The sequence below is a fragment of the Erythrobacter sp. S267 genome, from assembly GCF_057365045.1.
In genome coordinates this window covers 2,264,969-2,281,450 of the sequence record NZ_CP200298.1, presented here as the reverse complement: position 1 = coordinate 2,281,450, position 16,482 = coordinate 2,264,969, and the positions used below count along the sequence as shown (strand labels likewise).

Here is a 16,482-nt window from a genome sequence, read left to right as displayed (position 1 = left end):
CCCCATTTTCCTTCTTCAGTGCACCAAACAGGGGGTCTGCGAGGGGGATGAGATTTTTGCCCCTAGACAGTGTGTCAAGTGTGTCAAAACCGGCGCAAAGGTCATGGAAAACAGGGGCTTGAGGAAAGGCGTCCAACCTAGCCCAAAAACGCCAACGAAACTCGCTGCTGGCGCGCGATCAGGACAGCATAGGCAGCGCTCAATAGCTCTGCACCATGGTTGGCCTTTCCGACCCTATCAGCAAGGCTTGTCATCCCGTAATCCGCCAGCCTCCGCTCATGCGCGGCGCGTTTGTCGTCGAGCTGTTTGGCAAGCTTCGGCCCCGCCTCCAACCGGTCGAGGAGGTAGCGCCATGCATCCATGGCTGCGGCGGCGCTAGCAGGAGGTTGGACGAAGGTCAGCGCGCGGCCCGGATCAGGGCGCAGGGTCTGGAGCCAACCAAAGATGTCTGGCTTGGATCGCTTGGTCTCCCCCAGCATGCCCCGCCAATCCCACTCACGCTTGACCAGAGTAAGGTCAATCGGCTTTGCGCCGTCGAACAGAGTGACCGGCGTCAAATCGATGCGGGTGCCCGACTGGAACGCGCGGACCAGCATGGTACCGCTCCACTTCTTGGCGAGCTGCTTTTCAATCTCCGCGATGGCGGGCTCAGAACGCTCGTCATGGTCCATGGTGAGAGCGATCCAGCGCCCATCGGCATCGCGGATCGGCCAGGTGAGGCGCTGAGCAAGCTCGTCGAACTGGGGGCGGGCGACCTCAGCGGGCTGGATAAGCGCCATTTGCGGCTGTCCATTGGCTTCGACCCCAAGGCCGAAGCGCGCGGCGAGGTTCGCCTGCAACGCGCTCCAATCCCCGTGGACGTAGGAGGCTTGCGGGTCGGGCGCGATGGCCTTTTCGAGGATGCGTGCACGCACATCCTTGCTCGAGGCAAGCCGACCGCCATCGGCAATGCCTGCATTCTCAAGCGTGAGACGGGCATGGCTCAGCGCCTCCATCGTGCCCGCCTGCCACAAAGCCTGGTTGCGAAAGGCACTGGCGGGGTGGAAATCGGGGTCCTGTCCTGCTCCGCGTGCAATCGCGACGGAGTAGAACTCGCCGGTGTCAGGCTCGACGAAATGCGCCGTGACACCGCGCGCTCCGGAGCCGGAGCGCCACTGGTCCGCACCGCAGCCGATTAGGTCGAGCGTGGTCGCATCGGCATAGTTGCGGCGCAATTCTCCGGCGAGGCGAAGGAAAGCGGCCAGCTCTAACCCTTCGCGCGCCACGGCGAAGGTGATGGCGTAGGCGGTCGCAGCGAGTTCGAGCATCGTGCTCGCCTCAAACTCGAAAGACTTGGCTCGGCGCAGACGCATTTGCGCAGCGACCGAGCGGAGCAGGGCGGAGAGGCGCGGCAAGGCGTCTGCGCGCGAGGAGACGGAGAGCTCGAACAGGCGTTCCTCGATAGGGAGGGGCGCGAGGTTGAAGCCTAGCTCCGCGCAGTCGGCGAGCGCGGCGCGCACCGCTTCGAGGAACTGCGCATCGGGGGCGGTCGGCGTGCCTTTGGAGGCGGAGGCTGCGGGGGCGAGCGCTTCGTCCTCGGTGGTCTCGGCAGCGAGGCCAAAGTGGCGGCGTGCGGCGAGGAGGGCAGCGGCATGGTAGGCCTTCTGGCGGGCCTTGCTGGCCTTGGAGACGATGCCCGCCATGCCCTGTCCGCGCAGGATCAGAACCGGTTCGTCGAGCGAGGCGAAAGTGATCGAACAACGCGTGTCGGTGGCGTCGATCTTGGAGGCTTCCTCGGCCAGCTCCAAAGCGGCGCGAAAGCCGGGCTTACCTGCGAACTTGCGGGCGTGATCGAGCGTGATGGCGTCGATCCAAACCGCAGGGTCGGCGGGAGGATCGTCCGCCGCAGGGGGCTCATCTGCGGGGGCTTCGTCTGGGTCTCCACCGCCCTCGCGCAGGACCAAGGTCGCGGCTATGCGGTGGCGGCAGACGCCAGCGGCAGGGCAAGTGCAGGAGGCTTTAGCGGGGCCGTCTGCACCGATAGTGACGGTGTGACCATCGACCTCGACCGTTGCTTGGCCTTCGTCGGCGTTGGTAATCTCGACCTTGCCTTTGTCGAGGTCACGCTGCGCCCGGCGGAGCAACCCGGCATTGGCGAGAGTCGCTAACGCCTCGTCATCGAAGGCGATCAAGGCCTCGGCAAGTTTGGAGCTGCTCATGCCATCACCTGACCAAGCCATTCGGCAAAGCGGTCAGGCGTAAGCGCGGCGACCTCCATCCCCACCCCTGCCAAGCGCTGCGCGGTCTGGTGGTCATAGATCGCGGAGCCATCGTCATCGAGCGCGGCCAGGCCAAGGAGCTTCACCCGCGCCGCGGACATGCGGCGAACAGCGGCGAGCAGATCCGTGACCGAGCCACCCTCCATGAAGTCACTGAGCAAAACAAAGATTGTGCGCGAGGGTTGGGTGATCAGCGTCTCGCAATGACTCACCGCGCCCCCAATGTCGGTCCCTCCGCCCAGTTGCACGGACATTAATACCTCGACCGGATCGTGCGCTTCGCTTGTCAGGTCGACGACGCTCGTGTCGAAGACGATCAGCTTGAGATTGACCGAAGGCAGACCGGTCAGGATCGCGGCCATCACCGCGGCATAGATGGTCGAGGACAGCATCGAGCCCGATTGGTCGACACACAGAATGATCGTCCACGGCAGACGCCGCTGGGTCCGGCCATAGAAGCGCAGCCGCTCTGCAATTATACGCTCGCTCTGCGTGTCGTAGTGCTTCAAGTTCTCGCGGATCGTGCCGCGCCAGTCGAAGTTGCGCATGCTCTTCAGCTGGCTGCGACGGAAGCGGTCGGTCTTTCCCGACAGCGCCTTCATCACCTGATGGCGCATCTTCTCCATGATCTCCTCGACCACCTTGCGCGCAACCTGCCGGACCTTCTCCTTGGCCGGATCGTCAGCTGTGCCCTTGTAAGAGATCAGCGCTTTCAAGAGGTCCTGATTGGGTTCGAGCTGGTCGAGCACCTTGGGGTCCTTGAGCAGCTCGGTCATGCCCAGCTGATCGATGGCGTGGGCCTGCACTGTCTCCAGAACGCTCTGCGGGAAGAGATCGCGCAGTTCGCCGAGCCAGCCCAGCGTCGTGAGCTGGCTGGGGTCGAGCGTGCCTCTACCGCCGCCGCCCTTCTGCCGTCCCTTGCCACGGCGCATGCCGCGCTTCTCCATCTCGCGCTTGTAGAGATAGTCGAGTGCCCGGTCGGCGCGCTGGTCAGAGCGGCTCATCCCGCCGCCGCCCAGCTCGCGGTCGGAATAGCGGCCCAGCGCGAGGCGCCAGCGGCGTTGGCGTTCGGAGCTGGAGGCGTCGCTCATGCGATCCCCTCCAGCTCAAGCTTATCCGCCATCGCCCGGTCAAGCGCGACATTGGCCATTGCCTCATCCTCGCCGATGGCGACGAGGCTTTGCAAAGCGTCCGCCGAAATACCGAGCTTCTGGGCGACCATCACCGAGAGCCGGTCGATGTCGCGTGGGTCGAGCGGCATCAGCGCCATGCGCAAATGCGGGAGCAGGGCGACGAACTCTTCCTCGTCCGCATCGCCGACCACTTCGTCGAGCGCTTCGATCACTTGCGGGATCGTCCAGAGCAGCTCGCGCGCGACCACAATGATCCCGCCAAGGAATGCGAGTTTGTCGGCTGCCTTCACATAGGCTCCGGCGAGCTCACCCTTAATCCGTGCCTTGAGTTGGTCCCCATCCGCGCGGCCATCGAGCAGCGCAAAGGCCATGACCGCGCCGCCGACCAGTGGTTCCAGCTCCTCGCCTTCGAGCCGCGCCAAGGCTTCGTCGAAAGGCATAAGGTCGAAAGCGAAGCCAGCAGACTCCGCCAGCTCAATCGTCCCGCGCAGATTGGCGAGTGCCTGTACCGTCTCGCGCGCTTGTTCCGCGGGGATCGCGGCCAATTCTGGCAGCAGGATCAGCACGCGTCGCCACGTTGTGCCGAGCAAGTGCTCCAGCGGCGCTACATCAGTGATGCCCAACACCTCATGCCCGCGCCGTAGCAGCACCACATCGTCGAGCGCAGCGATGACTGAAGCGATGTTCGCGTCTTCAATCACCTGTGCTTCGACCAGGCCCAGAATCGCCTCCGCACCCTCGCCAATCCCCGCGCGGCAGGCGGCGGCGAAGAGGTCGATAGCGGCGAGCGCATTGCGGCCTTGTCCTTGTGCTTCCAGTTCGGCGATCCGGTCGGCCATCGTAGTCGCGAGAGCCTCGCTCAGAGTGTCGCCAGTGTGCGCGATCTCGATCAGGCGCGCCTCGACCATCGGCGACCAGCTGACCGACCAGATCTCAAAGAGGCGATCCAGGCCGACATCGTTGCGGAAATCGGGGCCGGCGGTGCGTTCGCCAAAACCGATGCCGAGCATGGTGAGAGCATGGCAAAAGCGGCTTGCTTCGCGGTGAGGGGCTTTGCGGTAAATATCGAGATTGCGCTGCCGCAGCTCACCATCGTCGATGGAGAAACGCAGGCGGCGTGCTTCCGCACGAACCGACTCCACCAGCGGCGGAGAGCCTGCTGAGGCAGGGACGTCGCCAATCTGCGTGCCCGTTAGCCAAGTGCGCAGCTCGGCAAGGATGGGCGTGCCATGGCGCGGGCTCTCGCCCTTGATGAAGGTCGATTTCACCGCGTCGAGAACATCGTCGCGGAACGGGAGCGTGCGTCCGCGCAAATTCGCAAGCCGCTCCGCCTGCTCGACAGCGGAGAGGAGGACGGGGAAGGGCGGGGCCTTGTCCTCTTCGCGCAAGTGGTCGGAGAAGCCGCCGATCAGCGCGTGCGCCCATTCGCGTGGGTCACGTTCGGATTGGCCAGAGCGGTGCCACTCCCACCACTTCTGGTAGAAGCCGGGCAAGGGAAGGCCTGCCCCATAGCCTTGCAGCGCGTCCAGCTGCCGGTTGCCATACCGCACGAGGTATCCCGAGCCGTGCTTGGCGGATGGCTTTGTGACCTTGTCGCCCTTTTGCGGGCCGTCCACCAGAGCGGGCGCGTGGAACCCGCCGACCAGCACCACAATCGGGCCTTCGACCTCCTTGCGGACTTGCGCAATGACCGCGCGCATCTGCAATTCGCGCGCAAGGTTGCCTTCCGCCTCCAATACTGCGTCCGACGTCGCTGCGCGCATGCAGGCGCAGTAATGGCCGACCTCGCTGAAAAAGCCGCGCCAGTCGTCATGGCCTATCTGGCTCTCGAACAGCTGGTCCCACACCTCGTTCCCGTCGCGGGATCCCATTTCACGGACAAGGGCGCTGACGAAATCACCGCTGTCGAAGCTCGCTTCGTCGCCCAGCATGTTGGGCATCGGGCTTTCCGCCCCTTCGCTGAACAGCGCGCGCGACTGGGAGGGAAGGTCGATGAAGCGGGTCGGGACGCCTTCCGCGACACCATAGCGTAGCGCGATGAATTCCGGGCTGTGTGAGCAGAAGGGAAAGTAGCTGGTCGCGCGCTTCGCCCCGCTCTTGTCGTCGGCAGAGCGGATCGCGACGATGGCAACCGGCGCGCGGGTACGTTCATCATTGAGGAGCGGGATATGCGGGTTGAAATCGCATGGCCCCTCGACCAGAACCGCTGCCGGTTTGACCTCCGCAAGCAGCCGCTCGAGATGCGCCGAGCAAGCGGGGCTGTGGTGGCGGATGGGCACGACGTAAGTGTCGTGCTGCGTCACATGCAGCGGGGGAGGGGCCGGGTCAGGCGGGCTCATCAGCTCACCCCAGCTTCAGCGACCGTGCCGTCTTGTAGAAGTCCTTCCACACCGTCGATTTGCCTGCACGCTCCTTGGCGATGTGGTCGACATAAGCACGCAGTTTCTTGCCGTCTTCGGGCGAGTCTTTCAGCACCACGCCCTGCAATTGGCGCGCGACGTGGCCGCCTTTGATTGTGCCATCGTCGAGATAGGCCGCCTCCAGCGCCGCCGCATGGAGGACGTTGACGGCCTCTGCGCTCGACATGACGGCGTCGGGCTTGTTGAGGCTGGTTCCCTCCGCCGTGCGCCCAGTGCGCAAGTCCTGGAAGGCCTTGACGAGCAGATCGGCGACATCGTCTACCCCCTTCACCGCAACGCCATCGGGGTCGAGCCGCTGCGAGAGTTGCTTCATCACCAGCTCTTTCTCGAAAGCGGGATCAGCGATTGGGTGGACAGTTTCAAAATTGAAGCGGCGCTTCAATGCGCTCGACATCTCATGCACGCCGCGGTCGCGAAGGTTGGCGGTGGCGATAATGTTGAAGCCGGGCTGTGCTGTTTCAATCCGGTCGGCGCTAAGCTCGGGGAGGGCCAGGGCCTTTTCCGAGAGGATCGAGATTAGAGCATCTTGCACTTCGGGCGGGCAGCGGGTGATCTCCTCAAACCGCACAATCCGGCCTGAGCGCATGGCGTTCAAAACGGGCGAGGGCACCAGCGCGCGTTCGCTCGGCCCTTCGGCGAGCAACAGCGCATAGTTCCAGCCATAGCGAAGGTGATCTTCGGTCGTGCCAGCAGAGCCCTGCACCACCAAAGCGCTCGTCCCGCTAATTGCCGCGCCGAGCAGTTCGGAGAGCATGGACTTTGCGGTCCCCGGCTCGCCCACCAGCATCAGGCCTTGGCGGCTCATCAGGCTGACAATCGCGCGGTCGACCAGGGGATCATCGCCATAGAACTTGCGTGAGACACCCAGCTTTGCATCGCCAAGGATGAACTGGCGCACGGCCTTTGGACTGAGCCGCCATCCGCCCGGGCGCGGAGCACTGTCAGCGGCGGCAAGCGCCTCCAATTCGCCGGCAAAGCGATATTCTGCCGCCTGCGATGCGGTCTGTGTTTCTGCGTTCATAATCCAGCTTTCTTCTGCCAGTCCGGATCAAAGCCGGAGCCTTTGTCTGCCATGTCATGATAGTCGCGCCAGGTCTCTGCCAGCAGCACTTCAGGCACTTTATCGAGCCCCACTTGCGGGCCGAACTTGCCGTCATCGCGCAACGACCGGAAGCCGAGAGAGATGAGCGCAGCTGGGATGTTGCTTTCGGGCAGAGCGTTCCCTGTGAACTCAATCTCTGCCACCAGCTTCGCTTCGCGCAGAGTGCGGTGATAGGTCATGAACCATCCGCCATCTTCGGCCGGACCCCGCTGATAGCCCAACTTCGTTGCGATCCCGCGCAGTTTGAACGTCTCGATCATATAGCCCTCGCGGTCCTTGATCTGGCGCAATTTGCGGGTTCTGTCGTCGATCTCTGGCAAATCGCGGCCCAGCTGTTGGAACAAGGGCGTTACATCATAATCGGCGAAGTGATCATTCCACGCTTTGCTGGCTTTCGCATCGAGCAGGGTCGAGTGGGCGAGCTTGATCTTTTCGAAATCTCCCGGCTCGACATCTTCGTCCTCAACGTCGGAGAAAGAGCCATCGCCAAGAGGGCGGAAGGTTGCCGCCTGCTCGCCATCCTTGTCGAGGCCAATCCAAACCAGCCGCGCGGCCAAGCGTCCCACGATGGGGTGGCCAGCGACATAATTGACCCAATCCTCAGCGCTCCAGGTCCGCTCCATGCACATCGCCTCGCGGAAGCGGTCGGTTTGGGCTGAAACGACTTGCTTGACCTCTTTGCGCGCTTTGGAGAGCGCCTTCTTGGAGGCGGCGACCTCGGGCTTTTCGTCTTCGACACGGGCAGGGGGGAGCGCCTTCACTTCCTTGCCGCTTGCGTTGAACAAGGCGAGCTTGTCCTCTTCATCCAGCTTGGCGGTGTAGGTCCGGTCCTGCCCGCATTCCAGTGTCAGTGTGCCGTCTTCGTCGAGGCCGCCAGTGGGAACGGTGCGGTCGGCGAGCTCGCCTGCGGTCCAGCCGCGGCGCTCGGCCACTTCCTCGATCAGCTTGCCAGCATGCGCCTGCACGCTTTTCTGCTTCAAGCGGTCAGCACTTTGCAGCAGCACCTGCAGGGCGGCAGGCGATCCGATATTGGCAAGCACTTCGAGCAGCGCCTTGGCTTGCGAGACGCGGGCGCCGTGATTGGTCAGGAAGGATCGTATACGCGGCCCTGCATCGCTTCCCTCAACCCGGCTGCACAACGCGAGAATGCCTTTGCTGTCCGTGGCTGTGCCCAGATACTGGCTGCCAAAATTGCGCTTTAGCTGCGCAAAGATCGTGTCGTAGTCGGTTGAGTAGTAGTCCGCGCTTGATGGCCAGCGCTTTACCTGGTCGCGATTCCATTTGAGCCTCTGGTCTACATGTTGAAGCGCGTGCTTGTTCGACTCCTCGTCTGTTGGCTGGCGCGTGTCCTCCGCGATCCATCCGGTCAGGATCATCCACCCAAGCTTGTGCGCATCGCCAGGTGCAAGCCGGTCGAGCCACAGGTCGACTAGCGCATTGCCACCGGGTTGCTTGAGCCTTGCGGAGAGCACCACCCAATGGCGCGGAAGGATCGGGTCGACAGTCTTGCCATCGGCCCATGTGAGCGCAGGCAGTGCATCAAACGGAAACCAGTCGAGGCCCTTGGGGTTCGCTTTCTTCAGAGCCTTTTCGGCTTCTGTCACCATCGCTTTCTGGTCGAAGAAATCGCTGGTGTCGTCGCCCAGCCGCTCCAGCGCGGTGATCATCTGAGCGCGGGCCTTGTCGCTGCGTTCCTTCTTCAGACGCTTGCGGATTGCCGGGATATGAGACTTCGCCCCGCGCTGAGCGAGCCACTCGGCGGCTAGTGCGCGAACATCCTGCTTGCCATCGTCCAATTGCAGCGCAATCGCATCCTCGATCCCTTCTGCGGCGGCGAGCAGATTGCGCGCCCGCGTGCGGACCTTGGTCCCTGTCTCATTGGCGAGGATCATCAGCCGTGCGCGATAACGCTCTGGCACTTTGGGCAGCATTTCGAGCAGCTTTAATGCGCGCGGCACGCTGTAGCTCTTGTCGCCCTTTTGCGGAGTGAGGCCCAAAGCCTCATCCAATTGGTCGAAATAAGCGAGCAACACCGGCCAGCTCTCGTCGGGGAGGCCGTGCGTCTCTCCCCACCAACGCGCGCTGAGAAACTCGAGCAGGTAATTGTTGCCGCCTGTCTCCTGCCACAGCGCAAGCAAGATGCGCACATCCGCACCCTCGGCGATGCGCCGCTGCATGGCGATACCGGCAGGGCCTGCGTAATCGCTCATCAAGTTCGAGAAATTGTAGCCGCCCGTCACCCGCGCGATCCGCATCAGATGGCGCAAGCTCACTTCAGGATGATCCATAAAGCGTTCCACCGCGCCGGTATTGGCGATGTTTTGATAGAGCCAGCTAAAGTTTTGCGTGTGGTAGGGCGACATCACGCCAGAGCCGGACATAAGGCTCTGCAATTGCTTCAAAGCCTTCTCAACCGGCACCACTTTGTGGTGGTGCGACCAGTGGTACTTGGTGCCTGAATATTGCTTGTGCAGCTTGCCGACATTGGTGTTGAATTCTTCGATCTGCGGGCGGAGGATTTCGATCACCTCTTGTGAGACCGGTTTGGTGTCCGGCATCTCACCTTCAGGTGGAGCAGAGACCCACTCCCCGTCGAGCGCAAGAAAGCCGCTCTTGCCATCCTGCTGCCAGGGATTGCGGGTCGCGGCGGGTGCGGCTGCAACCGCGCCTGCGACACGGTCCATGCTGGCGATGACTTTAGTGGAGGACTCTCCTTCACGCAGAGCGGCAATCAAAAGCTCAGCCTCTCCGCCCAGCGTTGCCGCTGCGACATCAACCAAATGCGCGCGCTTGGCCGCAGTTGCTGAGGCAAAGCGAGTCTTGATCGCTTCTGCCAGTTCCGTGTGATCCGCTCCCGTCAGCGCTTGCGTTGCCGCTGTCCGGGCGCCCTTCGCGGTGCCGGTTGCCAAGTCGAGCAGAAACTCGAGGTATGGCGAGTGGAGCTTGAACCGCCCGATTGCTGTTGCAAGCTCAACACGGGCGCTCGCGGCAATCCCGGTGGCCTCCGCTGCGATTTCGCCTGCATCATTGCGCAGCCAGGTTTCGACGCCGTCAAAGCGGGCGATTGAGGTCTTGGAGTTGTAGTCATGCGCGTCGCGGGAAAATAGAATTTCCAGCGCTCCTGTCAGGCCGCAGCCGCCCTCTCGGGACAGGTCAACCAGGGTTTCGACCGGTTGCTTGACGATAAGGTCGATGGCCCCTTGATGCCGGACATACTGTTCGCGAGCCAACCAGTTTGAGACAACGTGTCGCAGCCAGTCTGGCGTAGTCTTCGTGCCGAATTGCCCCCATTCATGTGTGATGGGATCCAGCGTGGCAACGACTTCGCCAAAGCGGACCATCTGGTCGATGCGCCACTTGGAAAGCTGAGCAAACACGCGATCGGACTTCTCCGGCTGCCAATAGCCGTACTTGCCTCGCCACTTCTGCTTGGCGTCGTTCTGCGCGCAATCGGACAGGACCGAGCTCGCTTCGCCATGCTCGATATATTCGACGATCCTACCAGCCAGCCGCACGCCCAGACGGCGGCTGAAATAGCGCCTCACGGGACCGCCTCCAGAGGATGGGACCGGATTTTCCGCAATTGACTGGCCGAGACGAGTAAAGAACGATTTGAGCGACATAGGGCCTCCGTCCGAACTTGATCCAACGCTGACGCGCAAAGATCAAGAAAAACAGAATCGTGGCCGCAAAGAAAAGCACCCAAGCGCGTCCGCTGATAGTCACCTGCCATGAGCTAGCGACCAGGTGACCTTGTGGGATGACCGAACAGTCAGTTGGAACTGAAGCAGATGAAGCGACGGGGAGAGAGCCTCTACTAGCGCCACACCTGCCGATGCCTGCTCTGGCGGGGCTACATCGATGATCTGGCGAAGAGAATTCCTCCAACAACAAAAACTGGAGATAAGGCGATCGCTTCATCGAAAGCTTGCCGCCTAGCGCATCTCAAACGGATGAGACCAAACAGTGCTGCCATTGCTATTAAGCCGTGCGCTCAATAATGCCTGTCAGGCAAGACCTTGATGGGCGGTGCGATGGAGCGGATTTCCTCAGTGCTGGATCGACTGGCGCCGGCCCTTGCGGGCTTGGTCACTCTTGTCCTTGTACTGGGCGTCTTTGCGCTGAACTCCCTCCCGCTCCAACGGATTGAACTTCAAGTGCTGGATGCGCTTCAAGGCACCCAGCCATGGACATCTGACGAGCAGTCAAAGGTCGCAATTGTCGATGTCGACGAGGAATCCATCGCCAGATTTGGCCAATGGCCGTGGCCGCGCTCTGACCTTGCCAAGCTGACCCGCCGACTTGGCGAAGCCGGCGCAACCGTGGTTGCCTATGACATTGTCTTTTCAGAGGCTGACCGAACATCGCCAGAGACCTTGGCGGCGCGCTTTGGCGACAGCGCCGCGGCGCGGGAACTGGCGCTTCTGCCCAGCCATGATGCGATATTTGCGGACAGTTTTGACGCAGTGCCCGTGGTCACCGCATATTTCTTTGTGGACGCAGACACGCGCGGCAAAGACGTTGAACCGCGCGCCAGCTTCACGCTCTCCGGCACAATGCCACGGCGCGACGTAGCGACCTATTCCGGGGCGTTGCTGCCGCTGCCCGTTATCGAGCAAGCTTCCGCAGGAACCGGCTTTGTCACGCTTCAGGGCGATATTGACGGGATCGTGCGACGAGTACCGATGGTCGCGATCCAGAACGACAATCTGGTCCCCGGTCTGGCGCTGGAGGCTGTCAGAGTGGCGCTGGATGCGGGCTCACCCAACCTGCTGGCAAGCGATGGAGCGGGCGAGACTCTATCGAGCCCTGGCGCTGCGGTCGCAGTCCGGCTGGATGGACGCGAGATCCCGGTCAATGACGCGGGCGAAATGTGGGTTCACTTCTCCGAGCAAGTGCAACACCAAACCGTGCCTGCATGGCAGATCCTGTCCGATGCAATGTCAGATGCCGAGCTCACCGCCGCAGTCAGCGGCAAAGTGATCTTTGTCGGCGGCAGCGCAGAGGGATTGCAGGATCTGGTTTCAACACCAGCCAGCGAGGCGATAGCGGGTGTGTCGGTGCACGCGGCCGCTGCCGAGCAAATCCTGAACGGCCACTTTATTGAACGACCCGATTGGGCACGCGCGTTGGAGGGGGTTCTTCTGGTGGCTTTCGGCCTTTGCGTGTTGCTGCTCTTGCCCCGGCTTGGGGCCGCTTTCGGAGCCTTGGCCGCGCTGGCTTTCATCGCTGTGGTTGTTGCTATGGCGTGGGCTGCCTTCACGCAAATGGGCTATCTGCTCAATCCGACATGGCCCGTCATAGCTATCGCCGCTGTTTATGCAGTGCAGACAGTGGCTGTGTTCTACCGCGAAGAGCGTCGCCGCAGCTACATTCATGCAGCATTTGATCGCTATTTGTCGCCCGAACTCGTCCGGCAGATCGCAGCTGATCCCGACAAGCTCGAACTGGGCGGAGAAGAACGCGATATGAGCGTGCTGATGTGCGACGTTCGCGGTTTCAGTCGCATCTCAGAGCAATTCATGCCGCGCGAGGTGATCGACTTCCTGGTCACATTCCTCACCCCGATGAGCGACATTTTGCTCGCCAACAAGGCTACCATCGACAAGTATATTGGCGATGCGATTCTGGCCTTCTGGAACGCCCCGCTCGACGACGCTGATCATCCCGCAAATGCTGCGCGTGCGGCGCTGGCGATGATCGCCAAGACCAAACAGCTCAATATAGAGATGGCGAACCAGAACGATGCGGTGTGGCCCGGCGATGTAAAGATTGGGATCGGCTTGAATTCCGGCATCTGTTGCGTGGGTAATATGGGCTCGCAAGAGCGCCTGTCCTACACTCTTATTGGCGACACAGTGAACGTCGCCGCGCGACTTGAAGGCCTGACTAAGCAATATGGTGTGCCCATCGCTGTCGGCGAAAATCTGGCTGAGAGGCTGGAAGGTTTTGCCGTGATAGAGCTTGACCGAGTGCAGGTGGTGGGGCGCGATCGTCCCGAGACTATCTCAGCGCTTCTGGGGGATGAAACGATGGCTGCAAGCCCAGAGTTTCGGCAATTGCACTTGGACCATGTAGCAATGCTTGATGCCTATAGGAGAATGGATTGGGCGGTCGCTGAACAGATACTTGGCGCAAACCAAGCCAGCTATGAACTGCATGATATCGCTGGGCTCCACACCCTCTTTAAGCAGCGCATCGCAGACTTGCGGGCCAACCCGCCATCCGCGCAATGGGACGGCGTGTATCAGGCGACGTCGAAATGATTACCTGATTGGCGGGCAGGGAATAATCCTGCCATTGGCATCTTCACACACGGGGTCGTTTGGCCCAGTCGAAGTGTTGTTGGAGTTGTCGCTGGCGGTTGGGTCGTCATCATCGCCATTGCCACGCGTGCCCAGAATGACGCCCAAGATGCCGACAGCAGCAGTGCCGATCAGCACTTCATCAGGAATCCCGCCATCTCGAAAGCTGCGCGCCCATCGTGGGGATATTTGATCCTGCACCCGGGCCAATCCCGCATTGGATATGCGGAAAGGACCAATTGGCGCTGCGCCTTCGCGAGGAATATAGGCTGCAAGCCCAGGTTCATCGAGCACGACCGTCACACCCGCTCCGGTTACTTCAGCAAGACCCGGTGTAAGGCCTGACAAAGTGTTGGGCCCCGGCCCGCGAAGGACGACAAACGTGGCTTCATCGTCATCGCTGCGCACGCTGCCGACGAATTCCTCATCCTCTGCGATGTCTTCGGCTTTCTCCCCCACCAGCATGTCAATCGCGGTTCCACGAATGCCAATTCTGCCTGCAGGGGTAGACACTTCCCCAGTATTCTCACCCTCATCTGAGCCCGAGAAGAAGCGCAAAGCGCCCTTGAAAATGGTCGCGATAAGCGAGCGCCCCTCGTTCGGATCATAGACAAAACGGTCGATCCGTACGCGCGATCGCTGACCGATGCCGAAATTCGACCGGTCAAGCAGCAATATCTGCATCTGGGAATTCTTGCGGGTTCGGATGAGATCGCCCCAAGCGATCCGTCGGCCGCGTTCGACATCGACCGGGCGGCGCAGCTGGTCATTGTCCAATGTGACATCGCCCGCAACGCTGGCTGCGCTACCAACCTCTACACGCTCCTGCGCAAGGCCCGGTGTTGTCGCGAAGCTCGATGCCAGCAGGCCCGCAATGGCCAGCGCGCAAGTCTTTGGATGCGCGCGCCTCATTGCTCTTCTTCCCGCTTTGCCGTGGGACAGTCTTCGATTGCCTGCGCTAGCACGCCATCCGCATAGTCATCCTCATCTAGCCTCGCCAGCTCAACCAGCCCCCCTTGCGGATCATCAATCCAACACAACAGAACGGCGTGATTGAACCGAGCCTGCGCGCTTTCAGGGAAAATGGTAAGCACCCTTTCGAGTGTCGCTAACGCCTGAAGCAATTCGCCGCGTTCGGTTTGTTCACGGGCGGCGGCGATCCCGCGCTCTTCATCAGTTGTTTGCTCGGCCAAGGCGTCTAGCTCTTCGAACGATTGAGCTGTCACTGGAACAGCAGCAGCGGTCACCATCGCCGCAGGCACGGTCAATCGAAAAATCAGCTTGAACATGAACGCCTCCTCCCACCTCCATAATGCCACACATGACTGGTCGGCGGCAAGGCGGGTGAAGTGACGGGCAGAGACCCAACGGCAAATCGCACGGCCGCATACCGATCGTGAGTCTTTCAACCTTTGGCGCGGTGACGCGGCTAAAGTCGCCCATGGTCGTGTGCTTGAGCACGCCAGCGGCAATTGCGAAGTCGCTTGGCTGGCGCTGAAACATTTGACATGCTTGACGCCATGAGAGCACGGGATCGAACATGAGCGGCAAAAGTACAGCTTCAAGAAATCTGCGCGAGCGGGAGGCTTTTGCGGCTCGCTATCGAGAGCCTCTCAAAGCGTATTTTGCCAAGCGGCTGAACAGCCCAAGCGACGCTGATGACTTGGTTCAGGAAGTGTTTCGCAGGCTCTGGTCATCGAACAACGATGTGCCAATCACAAACCCCGACGGTTACATTTTTCAGACAGCTGCCAACCTATTGAAAGAACGCTACCGCAAGCAGGGCACGAGAGACGCAGCCATAGCGCAATTGCCCTTTTTTCACGCCCAGTATGAGGAAATCACGCCAGAGCGCATCTTACAGGCAAAGGATAGAGTTCGTCTTCTGGAGAAAGCGCTTTCCGAATTGCCTGTGCGCACCCGGACAGTCTTCCTGATGCACCGCTTCGAGGGTTTTAAGTATCGAGAAATTGCTGATCGGTTGGGTGTTTCGGTGAGTTCAGTTGAGAAACATATCGCCTCTGCAACCCGCCATTTGGCAGTTCGGATGGATCGTGAGAGATGACCAACTCTGTAGGCATATTTGGCGAGCACAACCGCCCTGGCGAGCAAGCCGGGTCGGACAGTGATCGCATTGCCGATGAAGCGGCGAATTGGTTCGCGAGACTATCTGACGAAGAAGCAAGCGAAGCGGATTTCGCTGCCTACCGCGAATGGCGCGCCCTCTCCAAAGCTCACGCCGAGGCGTTCGATCATGCAGCCACTGTCTATGCCAGCCTTGGTGAGTTCAGCGATGCGCCTGGGATCATCGAGATGCGGTTGGCTGCCCTGGCTCAGTCCGGCCAGTCGTCGGAGCCGGTGCGCGGCTGGACGCGCTATGGAGCGATCGCCGCTTCGGTTGTTTTGGTGTTCCTTGTCAGCGCATTTTTCCTGCTAGACAATCAGAATGGCCCGCAAACAGAATCAGGCCCGCAAACACCGATCATTGCGCAAAATGATCCCACATCCGCGCCCGATGCTGAGGTGGCCAGTGCGAACACCACCCAAGAGCCCGCGATCCAAGAACGCTTTCGCAGCGACTATTCGACGCGGATCGGCCAAATCGCCAAATTCACCTTGCCGGACGGCTCCGTCATTGAGCTGAATACGGACTCACAAGTTCAGGTTGATTACAAACAAGGCCAACGCAATCTGACGCTTATGCGCGGCGAAGCGGTTTTCACAGTCGCGAAAGATGCCAGCCGTCCTTTTTCGGTCAAAGCCGGTCGAAGCACTGTGGTGGCATTGGGAACAGTGTTTACTGTGCGCAAGACCGGCGCGGAAGCGCGAGTAACCCTGATTGAGGGGCGTGTGCGCATCGACCAAGGCAACGACGCGGGCGGCGGATCAAGCACGCAACTTGCTCCCGGAGAGCAGATCAGCATTCTTAGCAATCGTCCCTCGGAAATCACTCGAGCCCCTGTCGATCAAGTGGCAAGTTGGCGCGATGGGCGGCTCATTTTCGAGCAAACTCCGCTGAGCGAGGTGCTCGAAGAATTCAACCGCTACTCGACTGAACAGCATGTGCTGCGCGACGAATCCATTGCGGGCTTGCGTGTCAGCGGAACCTTCCGGATCAAATCGAGCGAGTATTTTGCGGCGACCCTCGAAGCCGGCTTTCCTGTCGTCGTTCGGGCACGGGCCAATGGGACAATCCTGGAAGTCAGTGCGGCTGAGGATGATTCCAACCTGAATTGACCGCGATTTAGCAACAAGGTTGCCCGG

Annotated in this window: 10 protein-coding genes; 3 read left to right on the top strand and 7 right to left on the bottom strand. The window is 61.1% G+C overall.

What is annotated here, in order from left to right; genetic code table 11:
- Nucleotides 1–137: 137 nt before the first annotated feature.
- Genes AC0V6X_RS10685 through AC0V6X_RS10665 form a run of 5 tightly spaced genes read right to left on the bottom strand, consistent with a single transcriptional unit; the run spans nt 138 to nt 10,536 of the window.
- Nucleotides 138–2,198 (bottom strand): SWIM zinc finger family protein, encoded by a 2,061-nt coding sequence (locus AC0V6X_RS10685; protein WP_486184527.1) that lies wholly within the window; start codon nt 2,196–2,198, stop codon nt 138–140.
- Nucleotides 2,195–3,349, bottom strand: coding sequence for a VWA domain-containing protein (locus tag AC0V6X_RS10680; RefSeq protein ID WP_486184526.1), 1,155 nt, complete (start codon nt 3,347–3,349; stop codon nt 2,195–2,197). The genes AC0V6X_RS10685 and AC0V6X_RS10680 overlap by 4 nt, the downstream gene beginning before the upstream one ends.
- Nucleotides 3,346–5,730: a DUF5682 family protein gene (locus AC0V6X_RS10675; RefSeq protein WP_486184525.1), complete on the bottom strand. Its 2,385-nt coding sequence runs from the start codon at nt 5,728–5,730 to the stop codon at nt 3,346–3,348. Before AC0V6X_RS10675 ends, AC0V6X_RS10680 begins: the two co-directional genes overlap by 4 nt.
- A gap of 4 nt (nt 5,731–5,734) precedes the next feature.
- Nucleotides 5,735–6,832: an ATP-binding protein gene (locus AC0V6X_RS10670; protein ID WP_486184524.1), complete on the bottom strand. Its 1,098-nt coding sequence runs from the start codon at nt 6,830–6,832 to the stop codon at nt 5,735–5,737.
- The gene (locus AC0V6X_RS10665; RefSeq protein ID WP_486184523.1) at nt 6,829–10,536 is read right to left on the bottom strand and encodes a DUF4132 domain-containing protein; all 3,708 of its coding nucleotides are present in this window, start codon (nt 10,534–10,536) and stop codon (nt 6,829–6,831) included. Before AC0V6X_RS10665 ends, AC0V6X_RS10670 begins: the two co-directional genes overlap by 4 nt.
- Before the next feature lie 399 nt (nt 10,537–10,935).
- On the opposite strand from AC0V6X_RS10665, the gene AC0V6X_RS10660 reads away from it, so the two are divergent.
- Entirely contained in the window at nt 10,936–13,179 is a 2,244-nt protein-coding gene (locus AC0V6X_RS10660; protein ID WP_486184522.1) for a CHASE2 domain-containing protein, read from the top strand.
- Here the strand turns inward: AC0V6X_RS10660 and AC0V6X_RS10655 are convergent, their stop codons facing one another.
- Nucleotides 13,180–14,130 carry a FecR family protein gene (locus AC0V6X_RS10655; RefSeq protein WP_486184521.1) on the bottom strand — a complete coding sequence of 317 codons (951 nt, stop codon included), beginning with the start codon at nt 14,128–14,130 and terminating at the stop codon, nt 13,180–13,182.
- The gene (locus AC0V6X_RS10650; RefSeq protein ID WP_486184520.1) at nt 14,127–14,507 is read right to left on the bottom strand and encodes a hypothetical protein; all 381 of its coding nucleotides are present in this window, start codon (nt 14,505–14,507) and stop codon (nt 14,127–14,129) included. The genes AC0V6X_RS10655 and AC0V6X_RS10650 overlap by 4 nt, the downstream gene beginning before the upstream one ends.
- Before the next feature lie 251 nt (nt 14,508–14,758).
- Between AC0V6X_RS10650 and AC0V6X_RS10645 the strand changes: the two genes are divergently transcribed.
- Entirely contained in the window at nt 14,759–15,283 is a 525-nt protein-coding gene (locus AC0V6X_RS10645; protein WP_486184519.1) for an RNA polymerase sigma factor, read from the top strand.
- Nucleotides 15,280–16,455: a FecR family protein gene (locus AC0V6X_RS10640; RefSeq protein WP_486184518.1), complete on the top strand. Its 1,176-nt coding sequence runs from the start codon at nt 15,280–15,282 to the stop codon at nt 16,453–16,455. The genes AC0V6X_RS10645 and AC0V6X_RS10640 overlap by 4 nt, the downstream gene beginning before the upstream one ends.
- The last annotated feature ends 27 nt before the right edge of the window (nt 16,456–16,482 follow it).

What these genes read in the sequence shown, in the direction of transcription:
- AC0V6X_RS10685 (WP_486184527.1), bottom strand. Translation starts at nt 2,198, where the DNA reads ATGAGCAGCTCCAAACTTGCCGAGGCCTTGATCGCCTTCGATGACGAG.
- AC0V6X_RS10680 (WP_486184526.1), bottom strand. Translation starts at nt 3,349, where the DNA reads ATGAGCGACGCCTCCAGCTCCGAACGCCAACGCCGCTGGCGCCTCGCG.
- AC0V6X_RS10675 (WP_486184525.1), bottom strand. Translation starts at nt 5,730, where the DNA reads ATGAGCCCGCCTGACCCGGCCCCTCCCCCGCTGCATGTGACGCAGCAC.
- AC0V6X_RS10670 (WP_486184524.1), bottom strand. Translation starts at nt 6,832, where the DNA reads ATGAACGCAGAAACACAGACCGCATCGCAGGCGGCAGAATATCGCTTT.
- AC0V6X_RS10665 (WP_486184523.1), bottom strand. Translation starts at nt 10,536, where the DNA reads ATGTCGCTCAAATCGTTCTTTACTCGTCTCGGCCAGTCAATTGCGGAA.
- AC0V6X_RS10660 (WP_486184522.1), top strand. Translation starts at nt 10,936, where the DNA reads ATGGGCGGTGCGATGGAGCGGATTTCCTCAGTGCTGGATCGACTGGCG.
- AC0V6X_RS10655 (WP_486184521.1), bottom strand. Translation starts at nt 14,130, where the DNA reads ATGAGGCGCGCGCATCCAAAGACTTGCGCGCTGGCCATTGCGGGCCTG.
- AC0V6X_RS10650 (WP_486184520.1), bottom strand. Translation starts at nt 14,507, where the DNA reads ATGTTCAAGCTGATTTTTCGATTGACCGTGCCTGCGGCGATGGTGACC.
- AC0V6X_RS10645 (WP_486184519.1), top strand. Translation starts at nt 14,759, where the DNA reads ATGAGCGGCAAAAGTACAGCTTCAAGAAATCTGCGCGAGCGGGAGGCT.
- AC0V6X_RS10640 (WP_486184518.1), top strand. Translation starts at nt 15,280, where the DNA reads ATGACCAACTCTGTAGGCATATTTGGCGAGCACAACCGCCCTGGCGAG.